Origin of the sequence: Actinomycetospora termitidis, assembly GCF_030286555.1 — a bacterium.
Lineage (GTDB): Bacteria > Actinomycetota > Actinomycetes > Mycobacteriales > Pseudonocardiaceae > Actinomycetospora > Actinomycetospora termitidis.
Window position 1 is genome coordinate 452,782 of sequence record NZ_JASVWF010000004.1, and the last position, 16,508, is coordinate 469,289.

15 protein-coding genes are annotated in these 16,508 nt (G+C 73.7%); 8 read left to right on the forward strand and 7 right to left on the reverse strand.

What is annotated here, in order from left to right:
• Window positions 1–11 precede the first annotated feature (11 nt).
• A complete protein-coding gene (locus tag QRT03_RS20430; protein ID WP_286054870.1) occupies window positions 12–473 on the forward strand; it encodes an SRPBCC domain-containing protein in 462 nt (153 codons plus the stop codon).
• Here QRT03_RS20430 and QRT03_RS20435 read toward each other — a convergent pair.
• The gene (locus QRT03_RS20435) at window positions 438–1,370 is read right to left on the reverse strand and encodes a pseudouridine-5'-phosphate glycosidase (RefSeq protein WP_286054871.1); all 933 of its coding nucleotides are present in this window, start codon (window positions 1,368–1,370) and stop codon (window positions 438–440) included. The genes QRT03_RS20430 and QRT03_RS20435 overlap by 36 nt on opposite strands.
• A 67-nt stretch (window positions 1,371–1,437) precedes the next feature.
• Here QRT03_RS20435 and QRT03_RS32210 point away from each other — a divergent pair, with 67 nt between their 5' ends.
• The 4 genes from QRT03_RS32210 to QRT03_RS20450 all read left to right on the forward strand — a co-directional run bounded on the left by QRT03_RS32210 (window position 1,438) and on the right by QRT03_RS20450 (window position 6,249).
• Window positions 1,438–1,515 (forward strand): putative leader peptide, encoded by a 78-nt coding sequence (locus tag QRT03_RS32210; RefSeq protein WP_352231126.1) that lies wholly within the window; start codon window positions 1,438–1,440, stop codon window positions 1,513–1,515.
• Window positions 1,516–1,625: 110 nt separating this feature from the next.
• Window positions 1,626–2,843, forward strand: coding sequence for an acyl-CoA dehydrogenase family protein (locus tag QRT03_RS20440; protein ID WP_286054872.1), 1,218 nt, complete (start codon window positions 1,626–1,628; stop codon window positions 2,841–2,843).
• A 382-nt stretch (window positions 2,844–3,225) separates the two neighbouring features.
• On the forward strand, window positions 3,226–3,846 hold the full coding sequence (locus QRT03_RS20445; RefSeq protein WP_286054936.1) for a ribonuclease H family protein: 621 nt from the start codon (window positions 3,226–3,228) through the stop codon (window positions 3,844–3,846).
• A gap of 351 nt (window positions 3,847–4,197) precedes the next feature.
• Window positions 4,198–6,249 (forward strand): DEAD/DEAH box helicase, encoded by a 2,052-nt coding sequence (locus tag QRT03_RS20450; RefSeq protein ID WP_286054873.1) that lies wholly within the window; start codon window positions 4,198–4,200, stop codon window positions 6,247–6,249.
• Window positions 6,250–6,270: 21 nt separating this feature from the next.
• Here QRT03_RS20450 and QRT03_RS20455 read toward each other — a convergent pair whose 3' ends face one another.
• A complete protein-coding gene (locus tag QRT03_RS20455; protein WP_286054874.1) occupies window positions 6,271–6,651 on the reverse strand; it encodes a YchJ family protein in 381 nt (126 codons plus the stop codon).
• A gap of 147 nt (window positions 6,652–6,798) precedes the next feature.
• On the opposite strand from QRT03_RS20455, the gene QRT03_RS20460 reads away from it, so the two are divergent.
• From QRT03_RS20460 to QRT03_RS20470, 3 genes are all read left to right on the forward strand, one after another.
• A complete protein-coding gene (locus tag QRT03_RS20460; RefSeq protein WP_286054876.1) occupies window positions 6,799–8,670 on the forward strand; it encodes a LuxR family transcriptional regulator in 1,872 nt (623 codons plus the stop codon).
• Between the two features lie 113 nt (window positions 8,671–8,783).
• Complete coding sequence (locus QRT03_RS20465; protein ID WP_286054877.1) at window positions 8,784–9,875, forward strand: class I SAM-dependent methyltransferase; 1,092 nt, start codon at window positions 8,784–8,786, stop codon at window positions 9,873–9,875.
• Window positions 9,872–10,174, forward strand: coding sequence for a hypothetical protein (locus tag QRT03_RS20470; protein WP_286054878.1), 303 nt, complete (start codon window positions 9,872–9,874; stop codon window positions 10,172–10,174). The genes QRT03_RS20465 and QRT03_RS20470 overlap by 4 nt, the downstream gene beginning before the upstream one ends.
• A 104-nt stretch (window positions 10,175–10,278) precedes the next feature.
• Here QRT03_RS20470 and QRT03_RS20475 read toward each other — a convergent pair whose 3' ends face one another.
• From QRT03_RS20475 to sbnB, 5 genes are all read right to left on the reverse strand, one after another.
• The gene (locus QRT03_RS20475) at window positions 10,279–12,540 is read right to left on the reverse strand and encodes a serine/threonine-protein kinase (RefSeq protein ID WP_286054879.1); all 2,262 of its coding nucleotides are present in this window, start codon (window positions 12,538–12,540) and stop codon (window positions 10,279–10,281) included.
• Between the two features lie 72 nt (window positions 12,541–12,612).
• Window positions 12,613–13,071, reverse strand: coding sequence for a QcrA and Rieske domain-containing protein (locus tag QRT03_RS20480; RefSeq protein WP_286054880.1), 459 nt, complete (start codon window positions 13,069–13,071; stop codon window positions 12,613–12,615).
• 10 nt (window positions 13,072–13,081) lie between these two features.
• Window positions 13,082–14,050, reverse strand: a complete 969-nt coding sequence (locus QRT03_RS20485) for a TauD/TfdA family dioxygenase (protein ID WP_286054881.1) — start codon at window positions 14,048–14,050, stop codon at window positions 13,082–13,084.
• 2 nt (window positions 14,051–14,052) lie between these two features.
• Entirely contained in the window at window positions 14,053–15,060 is a 1,008-nt protein-coding gene (sbnA, locus tag QRT03_RS20490; protein ID WP_286054937.1) for a 2,3-diaminopropionate biosynthesis protein SbnA, read from the reverse strand.
• 362 nt (window positions 15,061–15,422) lie between these two features.
• Window positions 15,423–16,505: a 2,3-diaminopropionate biosynthesis protein SbnB gene (sbnB, locus tag QRT03_RS20495; RefSeq protein WP_286054882.1), complete on the reverse strand. Its 1,083-nt coding sequence runs from the start codon at window positions 16,503–16,505 to the stop codon at window positions 15,423–15,425.
• Between the last annotated feature and the right edge of the window lie 3 nt (window positions 16,506–16,508).

Consider the following 16,508-nt stretch of genomic DNA (forward strand, 5'->3'; position numbering starts at 1 on the left):
GGATGGGCGGCATGGGGAGAACCGACCGTGCCGCCCGGGCGATCGCCGCCTCGCCCGCCGCCGTGTACGCGGCACTCGTCGACCGGGCCGCGGTCGAGTCCTGGCTGCCGCCCGAAGGGATGCGCGGGCGGATCGAGCACTGGGACCCGCGCCCGGGGGGCGGGTTCCGGATGGTCCTGACCTACCTCGACCCGACGGGGTCGCCGGGCAAGTCGGGCGACGCCACCGACGTCGTCGAGGTCGGGTTCGCCGAGCTCGTCCCCGACCAGCGGGTGGTGCAGCGGGCGGACTTCGTCGCGGACGACCCCTCGTTCGCGGGGACCATGACCATGACGTGGCAGCTCACCCCCACCGGGGCGGGCACGCAGGTCACGGTCACCGCGGACGACGTGCCGCCCGGCATCGACCAGCAGGACCACGAGGGCGGGATCGCCTCGTCACTGGAGCACCTCGCGGCCGTCGTCGAGGGCTGACAGCGCGGCGGCGACCTCCCCGCCGAGTGCGACGTTGGCCCGGTACAGCGCGAGGTTCACCTCCAGGCTGCGGCCCTCGCTCGCGCGGTGGAGGTGGTCGAGCAGGTGCGGCGTCGTGTCCTTGCCGCGGACCCCGTGGGCCTCGGCGTCGGCGAGCGCCCCCTCGAGCACCGCGTGGTGCAGGGCGTCGTCGAGTTCCTCGGCCTCGGCCACCGGGTTCGCGAGCAGCACCGCAGACCGGAGCCCGAGGTCGTCGCGGGCGCGCACCACCGCGGCGACCTCGGACGCCGTCTCGACCCGGTCGGTCAGCGTGAAGCCGGAGTCCCGGACGTAGAAGCCGGGGAAGGCGGTCGTCCGGTAGCCGAGCACGGTGACCTGCAGGGTCTCCAGCCGCTCGAGGGTCGCCCCGACGTCGAGGATCGACTTCACCCCGGCCGAGACGACGAGGATCGGGACGCCGGCCAGGGCGACGAGGTCGGCCGACTCGTCGAAGGTGGCCGAGGCCCCGCGGTGCACCCCGCCGAGCCCGCCCGTGGCGAAGACGCGGACCCCGGCCCGGTGCGCGAGCCAGGCGGTCGCCGAGACGGTCGTCCCGCCCGACCACCCCTGCGCGACCGCGACGGGCAGATCCCGGCTCCCGATCTTGGACACGTCGTCGGTGGTGCCGAGGCGGTCGATCTCCACGCCGCTCAGGCCGACGGTCGGACGGCCGTCGACGACGCCCACCGTGGCCGGGGTGATCCCGGCGCCCCGCAGCTGCCGCTCGGCCTCGTGCGCGGCCTCGGAGTTGCGCGGCCGCGGCAGGCCATGGGTGATGATCGTCGTCTCCAGCGCGACGACCGGCCGCCCGGCGGCGACCGCCTCGTGGACCTCGTCGGACACGTGCACGGCGGGCATGGCCCCATCCTGCCCGGCCTCGTCACAGCTCCTCGGATCCTTCCCGACGACGGGTTAGGGTCGCTCCATGATCGCGGCGGTGCTGCTGACCACGCGGGGGCACATCGACCTCGCGCGTGTCGCCTCCGCGCTGTGTCGCGGCTGACCTCTCGTCGCCGCTCCTCTCCTTCCCTCACCGGGTCCCGTCGTGCCCGGCGGCCGGACGTGCCGCCGTGGCCCGGACCCGCGTGTCCCCACGCCTCCCGGAGGTTTTTCATGACCGCGACCGTCTCCACCGCCACGACCACCGACGCCGAGCTCGACGCGATCTTCACCCCGATCCACGCCCGCATCGCCGAGGCGTCCCTGCAGCACGAGCACGACCGCACGCTGGCCCACGATGAGGTCCGGGCCCTGCAGGAGGCGCGGTTCGGCGCGCTGCGGGTCCCCGTCGAGCTCGGCGGCTACGGCGCCTCGGTGCGTCAGCTGTTCCGGCAGCTGATCCTCCTGGGCGCCGCCGAGTCGAACCTGCCCCAGGCACTGCGCGTGCACTGGTGGTTCGTCGAGGAGCAGCTGCTCGCCGCGCCCGGGCCCGAACGGGACCGCTGGCTCCGCGCGGCGGCCGACGGGACGCTCGTCGGGAACGCGATCTCCGAGCCCGGCGTCGGGGCGATCGACCGCTACCAGACCCGCCTGATGCCCGACGGCTCGACGCCCGGCGGCCTGCGGTTGAACGGGACGAAGTACTACAGCACCGGCAGCCTCTACGCCGACCACATCATCGTCGCGGCCGACCGGGAAGGCGAGCGCGTGGCGGTGCTGGTGGACGCCGACGCGGCGGGCGTCACCCAGCACGACGACTGGGACGGCTTCGGCCAGCGCCTCACGGCGAGCGGCACCACCGAGTTCCACGACGTGTTCGTGCCCGCCGACCGGATCCTCGGGCCGGGCTACGGGGTGCCCGGTCGTACCTACGGCACCTCCTACCTGCAGCTCGTCCAGCTCGCCGTGCTGGCGGGCATCGCCCAGCGGGCCACGGACGACGTGTCCGGCTGGGTGCGCGACCGCACCCGCAGCTACACCCACGCCGCCGCCGACCTCCCGCGCCACGACCCGCTGGTGCAGCAGGTCATCGGCCGGCTGTCCTCCGCCGCGTACGCCGCCCGGACCATCGTGCTCGACGTCGCCGACCAGCTCGACCGCATCCTGGCCGGCGACAGCGAGGACGCCGACCTGCTCGACGGCGTCGAGTTCGACGTCGCCCGGGCCCAGGCCACCGTCATCCCGTCGGTCCTGGACGCGACGACGCAGCTGTTCGAGGTCGGCGGGGCGTCGATCACCTCGGAGTCGCTGCGCCTCGACCGGCACTGGCGCAACGCCCGCACGATCTCGGTGCACAACCCGTTGATCTACAAGCTGCAGACGGTCGGCGACCACGTGCTCAACGGATCCGAGCTGCCCTACGCCTGGAGTGCGGGGCGGCGCTCGTCGTAGGCCGGCGGCGCCGACCCGATCGCGAGAAGCACGTGAGGCACCTCGTCGGGCGCCCGACGGTGCGTGGTGTGCTTCTCGACGAGCGACCGGATCGGCCGTGCACGCCGGGTCACCGGGTCGTGCACGGCCGGTGACGTCGGGCCCCGCCCCGTGCCCGGGAACCGCTGCCCGCGGAAGCGGTTCTGCGGCACGGTCCGGACCCGGACGTCGCGCTCCGTCACCGAGCGCCTGCAGGCGGTGATGTCCGAGCCCGCACCGTGCCCGGGAACCGCTGCCCGCGGAAGCGGTTCTACGACGTGGTCCGGACCCGGGCGTCGCGCTCCGTCACGGGCGCGCCCGGGCGTGATCACCGGCCGGCGCGACCTACCCTGGCCCGGTGCCGATGACCGCCAAGTACGCGACCACCTGCGGGGTCTGCGCCTCCCCCGTCTCGCCGGGCGAGGAGATCGCGAAGGCCGGACAACGCTGGGCGCACGTGGCGTGCGCCGACGCGGGCACCACGGCGTCGGCGAAGCCGACGAAGGCCGCGACGAAGGCCGCGAAGCCGAAGCGTCCGGACATGCCCGCCGCCGAGGGTGCGCTCGAGGTGTGGACCGACGGCGCGTGCTCCGGCAACCCCGGCCCGGGGGGCTGGGCGTGGGCGACGAAGGACGGTCGGCAGGGCAGCGGCGGCGAGGCCGCGACCACGAACCAGCGCATGGAGATCCGGGCCGCGCTCGAGGCGGTCCGAGCGCTCGACGGCCCGCTGGTGGTCGTCAGCGACTCCACCTACGTCGTGAACTGCTTCCGCGACGGCTGGTGGAAGGGCTGGATCGCGCGCGGGTGGGTCACCAGCGCGAAGAAGCCCGTCGTCAGCCGGGACCTGTGGGAGCCGTTGATCACGACCGTCAACGAGCGCGGCGACATCTCCTTCCGCTGGACCAAGGGGCACTCCGGTGACGAGATGAACGACCTCGTCGACCGCCTCGCCGTCGAGCAGTCGAAGGCCGTCGCCGCGTCCTGAGCCGCTCACGCGGCGTGTCCCCTTCCGCCGACGGCGGGTCGTCGGCGTATGGTGAGGGAAGCAGGAGCGCGACACGAGCGTTGCTGCGACGGCTCTCGCGTGATGCGCCGGTTCTTCGCAGGACGGTCCTGTCCTGCGGCGGTGGTCCTCGGGGGCAGCGGTGGATCGGGGTCCCTCCCGACGTCGGTACGGATGACGCTCCACCGGCCGCACTGTCGCGCGACAGGCCAGCACGGCGCACCCTGGCCGTGCACGGAGGAGGAGTACGTGGCTCGAGGAGGCCAGCCCACACGGGCTCGCCGTGGCGCCGCCAACGACCGGCGACGTGGTCGTCGGGGCGGCGACGACGTGATGTCGGTGCTGCAGCGCGCCGTCCGGGAGGTCAAGACCGCGCTGGGCAACGGCCGGGTGACCCCGTCGGTGCGCACCAAGTTCCAGGCGGTCGCGCTGATGCTGCGCGACGAACGCACCCGGGTCCGGGCCGACGAGTCGATCGGCGAGACCAAGCGGTCCGAGCAGCTCAAACGCCTCGACGACGTGGCGACCTCGCTCGCGATGAGCGCCGTGCGCGACTCCCGCCTCATGGCCCTCCTGTCCGACGACGCCGTGGTCTCCGACGAGGCCCGCTCGCTCGAGCGCGACATGCTGCGCAAGGCCGGCGTCGAGGTCGCCGAGGAGCCGGAACCCGAGCCCGAGGAGGAGCCGGTCGCGCCGGTGCGCAGCGGCGTCGTCCCGCAGTCGGTGATCTCGCGCCAGCTCGCGAACCCGTTCATGGAGCCGGACTACTCGATCCAGCGCCCGACCGCGCCCCGGCCCTCCCGCCTCGCGAGCTGGGAGCTCCTGGAGCCGCTGCTGCGCTCCTTCGAGCGCGCGGGCGCCGGGGCGCCGGCCTGCATGGACCTCCCCGAGCCCGGCTCCCTGCACACCCGGGGCGGGCAGGACCTCATGCCGCACCAGGGCGAGGTGGTCGAGGCGGTCGCCGAGGGCCACCGGACCTTCCTGCTCGCCGACGAGCCGGGTCTGGGCAAGACCGCGCAGGCGCTGCTCGCCGCGGAGGCCGCGCAGGCCTATCCGCTGCTCGTCGTCGTCCCGAACGTCGTGAAGACGAACTGGGTCCGCGAGGCCGGGCTGTGGTGCCCGCGTCGCCGCGTCACCGCGGTGCACGGCAACGGGGACTCCGTGGACGGGTTCGCCGACATCGTCGTCGTCAACTACGACGTCCTCGACCGGCACGTCGGCTGGCTGGGCGACTTCGGGTTCCGCGGGATGGTCGTCGACGAGGCGCACTTCATCAAGAACAAGGGCTCGCAGCGCTCCCAGCACGTGCTGGCGCTCTCGGAGAAGGTCCGGTCGTTCGCCGGGCGGCCACTGCTCATGGCGCTGACCGGAACGCCGCTGATCAACGACATCGAGGACTTCCTCGCCATCTGGGAGTTCCTCGGCTGGATCGACGACAAGAAGCCGCTCGGCGACCTCATGGACCTCCTGACCGAGACCGGCCTGACGCCCGCCGACCCCGGCTTCTACCGGGACGCGCGGCAGGCCGTGGTCGACATGGGGATCGTGCGGCGCCGCAAGGTCGACGTCGCCGCCGACATCCCGGAGCGGCGCATCGCCGACCTCCCGGTGGAGCTCGACGGCCCCACCGGCCGCTCGATCCGCGCCGCGGAGCGCGACCTCGCTGCGCGGATGGTCGCGCGCTACGACGAGGCGCTCGCGACCCGCCGTCAGGAACGGGAGGTCGAGGGCATCGACCACGACCTGGTGCGCCTGGTCGCGACGTGGGAGCAGAAGGACGCCGAGAACTCCCCCAACGGCGACAACGTGTTCACCATGATGCGCCGGATCGGGCAGGCGAAGGCCGAACTGGCCGCGGACTACGCCGCGCAGCTCGCACGCAGCGCCGGCAAGGTCGTCTTCTTCGCCAAGCACGTCGACGTCATGGACGCCGCGCAGGCGACGTTCGACAAGCAGGGCGTGCGGTGGTCCGCGATCCGGGGCGACCAGTCGCGCACCGCCCGGCAGAAGAACATCGACGCCTTCGTCGAGGACCCGGAGGTCCAGGTCATCGTCTGCTCGCTCACCGCAGCGGGCGTCGGGATCAACCTGCAGGTCGCGTCGAACATCGTGCTCGCCGAGCTGCCGTGGACCGCCGCCGAGCAGACCCAGGCGATCGACCGGTGCCACCGCATCGGCCAGTCGATGCCGGTCACCGCGTGGCGCATCCTCGCCGCGCAGACGATCGACGCCCGGATCGCCGAGCTGATCGACGACAAGGCCGGGCTGGCCGCGGTCGCGCTGGACGGGTCCGAGGAGGAGATCGCCTCCGCCGACGCCCAGCACGCCACCCTGGTCGCGCTGCTCACCAGTGCGCTGGAGTCGCGCACACCGACCCTGTCCTGACGCCGGGTCGGTGCGGGCCGATCAGGCCGGTCCGAGCGCACCGTCCACGTAGACCCACCGTCCGGCCTCGCGGGCGAACCGGCTGCGCTCGTGCTGCACCCCGTCGCGGTGGTGGGCGCGGAACTCCACGACGCCCTCGGTGTCGAGCAGCCCGCCACCGACCCGGTCGACGACCTCCAGTCCGCGCCACCGCGTCGTCGGGTCGAGGTCCAGCGTCGACGGTCGCGTGCGCGGGTGCCATGTCCGCAGCAGGTGCTCGACGTCGTGGTGCACGAACGCGGTGTAGCGCGACCGCATGAGTGCCTCCGCGGTCGGCGGTGCAGCGCCGTCCGGACCGAGGTAGCGGCCGCAGCAGGCGTCGAACGTCTCGGGCAGTCCGCACGGACAACGGCGCGTGGTCACGGTCGCCCAGGATAGGCAGTGATCCCACTAGCACGGTGCGTGCTCGCACCACTGCTCCGTCCGGGTGTTACCCCGCCGTACGCCGACGACCCGCGCCACCATGGCACGCAACGGACAAACACGTCGTGACCACCGCGGGGGGCGCGGATGACCCGCACGATCTCCGACCGGATCAGCGAGAACGCTGCCCGGACGTTCGTCGGCCGCGAGGCGGAGCTCGCGGTGCTGCGCTCGGCCGTCCTCGACCCGGACCGGGTGGTCGCCCTGGTGCACGGCCCGGGCGGGATCGGCAAGACGCGGCTGCTCCGGGCGGTCCTCGGTGAGCTGCCGGTCGACACCGCCGTCACGGTCCTGGACGGCCGGGACGTCGAGCCGACCCCCGAGGGCGTGCTGCGGGCCCTGGAACGGGCGCTCGGCACCCCGGACGTCGTGACCGCCCTCGGTACCGCGCCCCGGCACGTGCTCGCCATCGACACCTACGAGGTGCTCGGGCTCGCCGACACCTGGACGCGGACGACGTTCCTCCCGATGCTGCCGACGTCGGTCTTCACCGTGCTGGTCGGCCGCGACCGACCCGCGAGCGCCTGGCACACCGCTCCCGGGTGGGCGGGCTCGGTGGTCGAACTGTGCGTCGGCCCGCTCCCGCCCGGCCCCGCCCGGGAGCTGCTGCGGGCCCGGGGTCTCGACGAGGCCGAGGCCCGGCGGGCGGACGACTTCGCCCACGGGCACCCCCTCGCGCTGGAGCTGGCCGCAGCCACGAGCCGCGGGCGCCCGGGCGCGGCGACGTCGCCGGCCACCGCGGGCGGCCCCGTTCCCGGGGGACTCCTGGACTGCTTCGTCGACGGCCTCTCCCCCGAGGCCACGACCGCGCTCGAGGCGGCGTCGACGACGCGGTGGGTCACCGAGCCGCTGCTGGCCGCGGTGCTCGACCGGGGGGACCACGAGGCCCGGGCCGCGTACGACGGGCTCCGTCGCCTGCCGTTCGTCGACGCGACGACCGACGGGCTGGTGCTCCACGACGTCGTGCGGGACACGGTCGGGCACGACCTCGCCGTCCGCGACCCCGAGCGCCGGCGCCGGTACCGGCGACGCGCCGCGAGCTTCCTCGCCGGCCGGCCGCCGTCGCGCGACGACCTGTGGCAGCGCACCGCGGACCTCATGTTCCTCATCGAGAACCCGGTCGTCCGCGACGCCTGCTTCCCCAGCGCCCGACCCACCCACGTCGTCGAGCCGGCCCGGCGCGAGGACGCGACCGCGATCGCGGAGATCGCGCTCGCCCACGAACCGGCCCCGGTCGCCGAGGCGCTCGCCCGCTGGTGGGCGAGCCACCCGGAGACCTTCGCCGTCGCCCGGGACCCGGACGGGGCGGTGGCCGCGTTCGTGCAGATCGCCGAGCTGGGCACGGTCGACCCGGACCTCCTGGGGTCCGACCCCGTCGCGCGGCCCTGGCTCGAGCACCTGCGCGAGAACCCGCCGGCCCCCGAGGAGCGGGTGCTGCTGATGCGACGCTGGCTCGGGCGCGAGAGCGGCGAGCTGCGCTCCCCCGCGGTGTCCGCGTGCTGGCTCGACGTCAAGCGCACCTACATGCAGTGGCGGCCCCGGCTGCGGCGGCTGTACTCGACCGTCGTCGACCTCCCGCGGCTCGGGCCGATCTTCCTGCCGCTCGGATTCGCGCCGGCCGGACCCGGCGTCGGGATCGAGGGGACGACCTACCAGCCGGTCTGGCTGGACTTCGGACCGCAGAGCGTCGACGGGTGGCTCGCACGGCTCGTCGACACCGACCTCGACGTCGCCCCTCCCGACGACGGGTGCGACGCGACCGACGACTGCTCGCTCAGCCCCCGGGAGCGCGAGGTGCTCGCGCTGCTCGCCGACGGGCTGTCCAACCGCGACATCGGTGCCCGCCTGTACGTCAGCGAGAAGACCGCCGGCCGCCACGTGTCGAACATCTTCACCAAGCTCGAGGTGCACACCCGGGCCCAGGCGGCGCGCCTCGCCGCGGAGCGGGGCTGGCTGTAGGTCGGAGAGCATGGGGTGTTCGGGACACCCGGTCGGCGCGATCGCCCGATGCCCGGAGGGGGGCGCGGTTCCTAGCGTCGGAGGCCCTCGTCCACCGACCTCCGGGAGGCCCGATGTCCACCACCGTCGACCCGCCGACGACACCGCCACCGATGCCGGACCAGGAGGCGCTCGACGCGTTCCTGGGGCAGTTCGTCTCCGACCTCGGCGCGACGGCCGCGGCCGCCGGCGTCGTGATCGGCCATCGTCTCGGCCTGTACCGCGCCCTCGGCGAGGGCCCGGCCACCGCGGACGAGCTGGCCGCCCGCACGAACACGCACGCCCGCCCCGTCGCCGAGTGGCTCAACACCCAGGCGGCGGGCGGGTACGCGACCTACGACCCGGCGACCGGGCGCCACCACCTGGAGCCGGCGCAGGCCATGTGCCTCACGGACCCCGACGGGCCGGTCTACCTCCCGGCCGCCTTCCAGCTCGCCCTGGGAGCCCTGCGCGCCGAGCAGCGCATCGCGGACGCCTTCCGTACCGGGACCGGCATGGGGTGGCACGAGCACGACGAGAACGTGTTCCTCGGCTGCGAGGCCTTCTTCCGACCCGGATACGCCGCCAACCTGACCACCAGCTGGATCCCGGCCCTGGACGGCGTGGCCGACCGCCTGGCCGCGGGAGGGCGGGTGGCCGACGTCGGCTGCGGGCTCGGCGCCTCCAGCACGATCATGGCGCAGGCCTACCCGGCGATCACGGTGCAGGGCTCGGACTACCACGACGGGTCGATCGCCCTCGCCCGCGAGCGCGCGACCGTGGCGGGGGTCGCGGACCGCGTGAGCTTCGAGGTCGCCTCCGCGCAGACCTTCTCCGGGACCGACTACGACCTCGTGACCACGTTCGACTGCCTGCACGACATGGGCGACCCGGTCAGCGCCGCCCGGCGGGTCCGCGAGGCCCTCGTTCCGGACGGGACGTGGCTGCTCGTCGAACCGGCCGCCGGCAACACCCCCGCGGACAACCACAACCCGGTCGGCCGGCTCTACTACGGGTTCTCGACGCTGCTGTGCGTCCCGAACGCCCTGGCCCAGAGCGGTGAGTGGAGCCTGGGTGCCCAGGCCGGCGAGACGGCCCTCGGGGAGGTCGTCCGGCTGGCCGGCTTCACCCGCTTCCGCCGCGCCACGTCCACCCCCTTCAACGACGTCTACGAGGTGCGGCCGTGATCGACATCCCGGCCCGCCTCGACGAGGTCAAGCGCGGGACCACCTCGGCGCTCGCCGCCGTGACGGACGACGCCGGCGCCTCCACCGTGCTCGTCGCGGTGGTGCGCGAGTTCGACGACAAGGCCACCAAGGCGACGACGGCGTCCGGGGACGCCGCGCGGGACGCCGTCATCGAGCTCGAGCAGGCCGCGGACAGCGCCCGGGCGGCCGCCCTCGCGGACACCGGCCTGACGGGCGCCGCCCGCCAGGCCGTCGAGGACGCACACCTCGCGATCTGCATCCTCAAGACGGAGGTGTGACCCTGTCGCGGGCTCCCGCGCCCCTGCGCTCAGCTTGTCGCTGGGATTCACAGCGACAAGCTGACCGACGGCGGGATGTTCCCCGCGACAGGGCGAGCGCGGCCCTACGCCGTGCTCGCGATGTTCATGATCGTGACCGTGCCGTCCAGCAGGTTGGTGACGTAGGCCTGGCGTCCCTCGGGACCCACGGCCACGCTCGTCGGGCCGCGGCCGGTCGGGACGGTCGCGGTGATCTGCATGGTCGACGTGTCGAGCACCTGGATCGAGTTGGCGTCGACGGGCGCGATGTAGGCGTGCTTGTTGTCCGCGCTGAGCGTGATGTCCTGCGGGTGGTCCTGGGTCGGGATCGTGGCGACGACGCGCCCGGTGTCGGTGTCGGTCACCGAGAGGGTGTCGTCGTCGTAGTTCGCGTTGAGCAGCAGCGGCTTGTTCGGCATGCGGACGATCGAGTGCGGGCTCTTGCCGACCGGGGTCGTCCCCAGGACGGCGTCCGTGGCCGTGTCGATCGTGGTCAGCAGGTTCGACTCGTGGTTGGCCGCGTAGAGCCGGGTGCCGTCGGGCGAGATGTCGACCCAGTGCGGGTTCGGCGCGACGATGATCGTGTTGATGACGGCGTCGGTCGCGGTGTCGATCACCGTGATCGAGCTGGAGTCGTGGTTCGGCACGTAGACCCGGGAGCCGTCGGGCGACACGCGCAGCGCGAACGGCCGCTTGCCGGTGGGGATGCGGGCGGTGACGGCCGCGGTGCGGGTGTCGATCGCGACGACCTCGCTGACGGAGTAGTCCGCGTTGGTCACGCTGACCCAGGCCCGCGTCCCGTCCGGGGAGAAGCTGACGAACTGCGGTCCGCCCTCGGGGATCGGGATCGTGCCGGTCGCGACGTTCTTCGTGGTGTCGAAGACCGTGACCATCCCGGCCTGCCGGTTCGCGATGTAGCCGAACTTGCCGCTGGGGGCGATCTCCATGTAGCCCGGTGTCGGGCCGACGGGCACGGTCTGCGCCACGGTCGGCTTCGCCACGCTGTTCGCGACGACGGGTTTGCTCGGCGAGGCCGGTCCGCCCGCGGCCGCGCCGCCGGCGAAGGACCCGTCACCGGAGCCGCTGCTCTCCCGGCCGACCACGACGCCCACGGTCACGGCCGCGACCACCGCGACCACCATGACGAGGGCGGCGATCAGCACGGTCCGGCGCCGTCCGCGCGACGGCGGCGTCGCACCGACGGCTGCGGCGGGAGCGGACGGGGGCGGCGTCGACGGCGGACCGGCGGCCGGAGGACCGGTGGGCGGGGTCGGTGGAGTGGGTGGAGTGGACGGGGTGGGTGACGACGGCGGCGGGACGAAGCGGTGCGGCGTCGACGGCCCGGTCTGGGTCGGCACACCGCCCGCCAGCACGGTCGTGGTCGGGGCCTGCGCGGCCGCGACGGTCGTCGTCGGGGCCTCGACGGGCGACACCGTGGTGGTCGGCGCGCTCGTCTCCAGCAGCGCGGCCGGGGAGTCGGGCACCTCGACGGGGCCGGAGCCCACCGGGAGTGCCCCGGTCGAGACCGGCGGCTGCGCGGCGAGCGCCGCCCGGGCGGCCGCGGCGAGGTCGCCGGCGGTCGCGAAGCGCTGGTCGGGGTCCTTCGCCATGCCGCGGACCACGACGTCGTCGAGCCGGGCACCGATGCCGGGCACGATCTCGCTCGGGCGGCGCGGGCTCAGGTAGACGTGCGCGTACATCTGGGACGGGAGGTCCGACCCGGGGAACGGCTTGGCCGCCGTCAGGCACTCGAAGAGCACGCAGGCGAGGGCGTAGACGTCGGTCCGGGCGTCGACCTCCTTGTTCTCGAAGCGCTCCGGCGCCATGTAGTCGAGGGTGCCGAGGGTCGCACCGGAGACGGTCGCCCACGAGCGCGTGTTCCCGGCCGCGTGCGCGAGCCCGAAGTCGACGACGTACGCGAAGTCGGTCGGCGTGACCAGGATGTTGGACGGCTTGATGTCCCGGTGCACCAGGCCCTCGCCGTGCGCCGCGTCGAGGGCGTCGGCGACCTGGTTGACGAGCGCGACCGACCGCTCCGCCCCGAGCGGGCCGGTGTCGGCGATGAGCTGGGCGAGGGGCTGGCCGTCGACGAGGCGCATGTCGATGAAGAGGCGCCCGTCGATCTCGCCGTAGTCGTGGATCGGGACGACGTGCGGCTCCCGCAGCTTCGCGACCGCGTACGACTCCTGCCGGAACCGCCGCTGGTAGGCCGGGTCCTTGCTCGTCGACTCGGGCAGCAGCTTCAGGGCCACGTCCCGGTTGCGGCGGGTGTCGTAGGCCCGGTGGACCTCGCCCATCCCGCCCTGACCGATCAGCTCGCCGATCTCGTACTGCCCGAAGAGCTTCATCTCTCCCCCAAGGCGCCCTTCGGCGCAACGTGTGACGCCTTCCTAGTCGATACTCACGGTCACGTCGTTACGCTATTCGAGTACAACCTGGCCACGGTCGACGCGGACGGGTCGTACGGACAGTGGATCTTCGGCCGGACCACGGGTGACGGCGCCGTCGAGGGCGAACCGGCTCCCGTGGCAGGGGCAGACGATCGAGCCGTCGGCGACCTCGTTCACCAGGCAGCCGTCGTGCGGGCAGACCGCCGAGAAGCCGCGGTAGTCCTCCGCCGTCGCCCGGACGACGACGACCGCGAAGGCCGGGTAGACCACGCCGCCGCCCACCGGGACGACCGCGGCGGGGCCGAGCACGGTGCCCGGTCCCCCGGCCACCCCGGCGCCGGCGGGCGGCGCGCCCGGGGCGAACCCGCCGTCACCGTCCGCGGAGGAGGGCGGGGCGGGCGCCGGGGCGCAGCCCGCGACGCCGCACGCGAACACGGCCCCGGCCAGCAGGACCGACCGGCGGTCCTGCCCGGTCGCCTCGTCCGCCATGCCCGGGTGCCTACAGGCGGATCGGGTCGCCCATGCCGACGACGACCGTGCGGTCTCCCTCGTAGGCGTCGCGGCCGTGGGCGGTGCGGACGTTGTCGACGACGAGGAGGTCGCCCGCCTGCCACGGCTCGCGGAGCGTGTGCGCGTCGTAGGCCTGGTTGATGACGGCCACCACGTCCTCGGGAATGGGTTCCCCGTTGCCGAAGCGCGTGGTGAAGGGCAGCCCGTCGGGCCCGTTCATCTCGACGAGGTACTCGCGCACGTCGGGGTCGAGGGCCCACTCGCTGAGGAACGCCACCTGGTTGAACCAGCACGGGCGCCCGTCGACGGGGTGCCGGACGACCGCGCGCCGCCGCTGCCGCGTGCGCAGCCCGCCGTCGGCGTCCCAGGTGAACTCGATGCCCGCGCCGCGGCAGTAGTGCTCGACGGCGCCCCGGTCACCGGTGCCGAACGCCTCCGCCCAGGAGGCTCCGATGTCGTCGTTGTAGTGCCGGACGAGCAGCCAGCCCTCCTGCTCGAACCGGGACACCAGCGCCGGGGGCAGGGCCTGCAGGACCGCCGATCCGTCGCCGACCGGGGTCACGCCGCCGCCCGCGGGCGGGGTCAGGCACGCGAACATGATGAACGCGGGCGGGTCGGGTACGTAGCTGAGCTCGTTGTGCAGGCACATCTGCTGGCTCGCGGGCCACGGCGTGGCCGACTGGAGCCCCTGGCCGAGTTGGGTGCGCGGGGCGAACGGCTCCCGCTCGGGCAGCAGGCCGCTCGACGTCAGCCGGCTCATCACCGCCGCGGTCTGCGCGTGGTCGCGCAGGCCCAGGCCCCGCACGAGCACCGAGCCGTAGCGCGCCAGGATCTGGCGCACCTCGTTGCGGTGGTGGGCGGTCCAGCCGACGGGGTCGGCGCCGCCGTCGGAGTGGAGGATCGGGGGGTGGCCGGCCCGCAGGTCCAGGTTGGCGGCCGGCCCGACGGGCGCGGACATGGTCACTCCTTCGTGGTCGAGGGGTCGACCGCGGGGGCCGGGTCGGACAACGGGTGCGGCCGGGTCAGGTTCCCGGCGGTGCCGAAGTGCTCCTCGCGCCACCCCGGCGAGTACACGGTGTCGAGGTAGCGCTCCCCCTGGTCGGGGGCGAGCGTCACGGCGGTGGTGGTCGGGTGGGCGTGCCGGGCGAGCCACCGCGCCGCCCCGGCCACGACGGTGCCCGTGGACCCGCCGAACAGGAAGCCGCGCATCGCCAGGCGCTGGCACATCCGCACGGTCTCGGTCTCCGGGACGATCACCACGTCGTCGACCAGCGTCCGGTCGAGGGCCGGGGGGACCATGCCCATGCCGAGCCCCGGGATGTGCCGCGGCGCCGCCGGGCCGCCGAAGCTCACCGAGCCCTCGACGTCGATCGCGACGACCTTGACGTCCGGGCGGTGCTGCTTGAACCAGCGGGCGTTGCCCATGAGCGTGCCGGTCGTCCCGGCGCCGACGAAGAGCACCTCGATGCCGGGGATCGCCCGCGCGATCGACGGAGCGGTCTGCGCGTAGTGGGCGCCGGCGTTCGCGGGGTTCTCGTACTGGTTGAGCCAGACGGTGTCCGGGTCGCGGTCGCAGAGGGCCTTGAGGTGGTCGAGCCGGGCGCCGAGCAGGCCGGTCTTCGGGTTCGGCACCGAGATCACGTGCACCTCGGCGCCGTAGGTCTCCATGAGCCGGCGGGTCTGCGGGTTGCAGCGGTCGTCCGTGACGCAGATGAACCGGTACCCGCGGTTGGCGCTGACCATCGCGAGGGCCACGCCGAGGTTCCCCGAGGAGGACTCGACGATGATCGACCACGGGTTCAGCTGCCCCGCGGTCTCGGCGGCCTCCACCATCGCGGCGGCGGCCTTGAGCTTCACCGACCCGGCGAAGTTCATGCCCTCGACCTTGCAGAACAGCTTCTGGTCGACGATCGAGCGCATGTCGACGAACAGGTCGTGCGTGTTGAACTGCTGCGGCGACGAGACGATGGTCGGCGCCGGCGCGGGCGGCGCGGACGGCGGCCCCGGGCGCCGACCGTCGCGCACCGGGGGCGCCGCGTGCCGACCCGCGCGGCCGTCGGGGGCGACGAGCGTCGCGCGCCCGTCCCCGACGTAGGACACGCGCACCGTCGTCCCCGGCGCCACGGCCACGGTCTGCGCGTCCAGGCCGTGCAGCTGGATGCGCGTCGTCACCCCGCTGTCGTCCCGATCGACCTCGCTCACGATCCCGCCCCCCTCACACGGACCCTCTGTGAGCGACATCATGACCTACCCGGGGCCCGAGCGGTAACTGGTTGGCGCCTTTCGCCACGAACAATCACGCTCCGTGACCGACAATTCGGATCTCGGTCTCAGTTGCCCCCACCGGCACCACGTCCGTAACGGCTCATCTCGTGGAAGAACCCGTCGACGACCTGCAGGCCCCCCGTGCGGCCGACCTGGTCGTAGACCTCCTTGCCCACGGCGATGTCCAGGATTCCGAGCCCGAACGGCGAGAACACCGTCGTCCGGTCCGGCGTCGCGGTCACGCGCCCGGCCATGACGTCGTCGAGCGTGCCGTGGACGAAGTCGCGGTTCCCGACCTGCTGCTCGGCCAGGTGCAGCGAGGTGTTCGCGCGCAGGCAGTGGTCGACGTCGTCGACGACGTTGGTCGCCCCGAGCACGATCTCCGGCGCGAGGTCGCGCAGCGAGACGTGCAGGACCAGCGGGTGGTGGTCGAACCACGCCGGGTCGTGGACGTGCGGCACGCCCGCGACCGTCGCGAACACGATCAGGTCGCAGGAGCGGATGAGCGACTCCGCGTCGTCGTGGATCACCACGGAGGCGTCGGGGTCGGCCCGCTGCAGGTAGCCGCGGAACCCCTCGGCGCTCTCCGGGTTCAGGTCGTGCACGCCGATCTCGTCGAACTCCCACCCGGTGGCCGCGAGGTAGGTGTGCAGGTAGCGCGCGATCAGGCCGACCCCGAAGAAGCCGACGCGGCGGGGCCGCGTCCGCCCGGCGGTGAGCTGGTCCGCGGCCAGCGCGGCCGACGCCGAGGTGCGCACCGCGTTGATGATCGAGGCCTCGAGGCAGGCGAAGGGATAGCCCGTCTGGTGGTCGTTGAGGATCAGCACCGCCGAGGCCCGCGGCATCCCCGCGGCCACGTTGTCCGGGAAGCTGGACACCCACTTGATCCCGTCGACCCCGACGCCCCCGCCGACCGAGGCCGGCAGCGCGATGATCCGGGAGTTCGGCTTGTCGGGGAAGCGCAGGAAGTACGACGGCGGGTTGCCGGTCTCGCCCGCCCCGTGCATCCGGTAGGTCCGCGCGATCACGTCGACGATCTCGCGCTCGCGGCCCTCCAGGGCCGCGGCGACCTGGGCGCCGGGGATGACGGCGAACGTCGGCGCGCCGGTCGAGGAGGGGACCGCGTCGAGGTCGGCGGCTGTGGACATGGT

Bases quoted from the DNA above. Each gene is read 5' to 3' on its own strand.
- QRT03_RS20430 (WP_286054870.1), top strand. From the start codon at position 12: ATGGGGAGAACCGACCGTGCCGCCCGGGCGATCGCCGCCTCGCCCGCC.
- QRT03_RS20435 (WP_286054871.1), bottom strand. From the start codon at position 1,370: ATGCCCGCCGTGCACGTGTCCGACGAGGTCCACGAGGCGGTCGCCGCC.
- QRT03_RS32210 (WP_352231126.1), top strand. From the start codon at position 1,438: ATGATCGCGGCGGTGCTGCTGACCACGCGGGGGCACATCGACCTCGCG.
- QRT03_RS20440 (WP_286054872.1), top strand. From the start codon at position 1,626: ATGACCGCGACCGTCTCCACCGCCACGACCACCGACGCCGAGCTCGAC.
- QRT03_RS20445 (WP_286054936.1), top strand. From the start codon at position 3,226: ATGACCGCCAAGTACGCGACCACCTGCGGGGTCTGCGCCTCCCCCGTC.
- QRT03_RS20450 (WP_286054873.1), top strand. From the start codon at position 4,198: ATGTCGGTGCTGCAGCGCGCCGTCCGGGAGGTCAAGACCGCGCTGGGC.
- QRT03_RS20460 (WP_286054876.1), top strand. From the start codon at position 6,799: ATGACCCGCACGATCTCCGACCGGATCAGCGAGAACGCTGCCCGGACG.
- QRT03_RS20465 (WP_286054877.1), top strand. From the start codon at position 8,784: ATGTCCACCACCGTCGACCCGCCGACGACACCGCCACCGATGCCGGAC.
- QRT03_RS20475 (WP_286054879.1), bottom strand. From the start codon at position 12,540: ATGAAGCTCTTCGGGCAGTACGAGATCGGCGAGCTGATCGGTCAGGGC.
- QRT03_RS20480 (WP_286054880.1), bottom strand. From the start codon at position 13,071: ATGGCGGACGAGGCGACCGGGCAGGACCGCCGGTCGGTCCTGCTGGCC.
- QRT03_RS20485 (WP_286054881.1), bottom strand. From the start codon at position 14,050: ATGTCCGCGCCCGTCGGGCCGGCCGCCAACCTGGACCTGCGGGCCGGC.
- sbnB (WP_286054882.1), bottom strand. From the start codon at position 16,505: ATGTCCACAGCCGCCGACCTCGACGCGGTCCCCTCCTCGACCGGCGCG.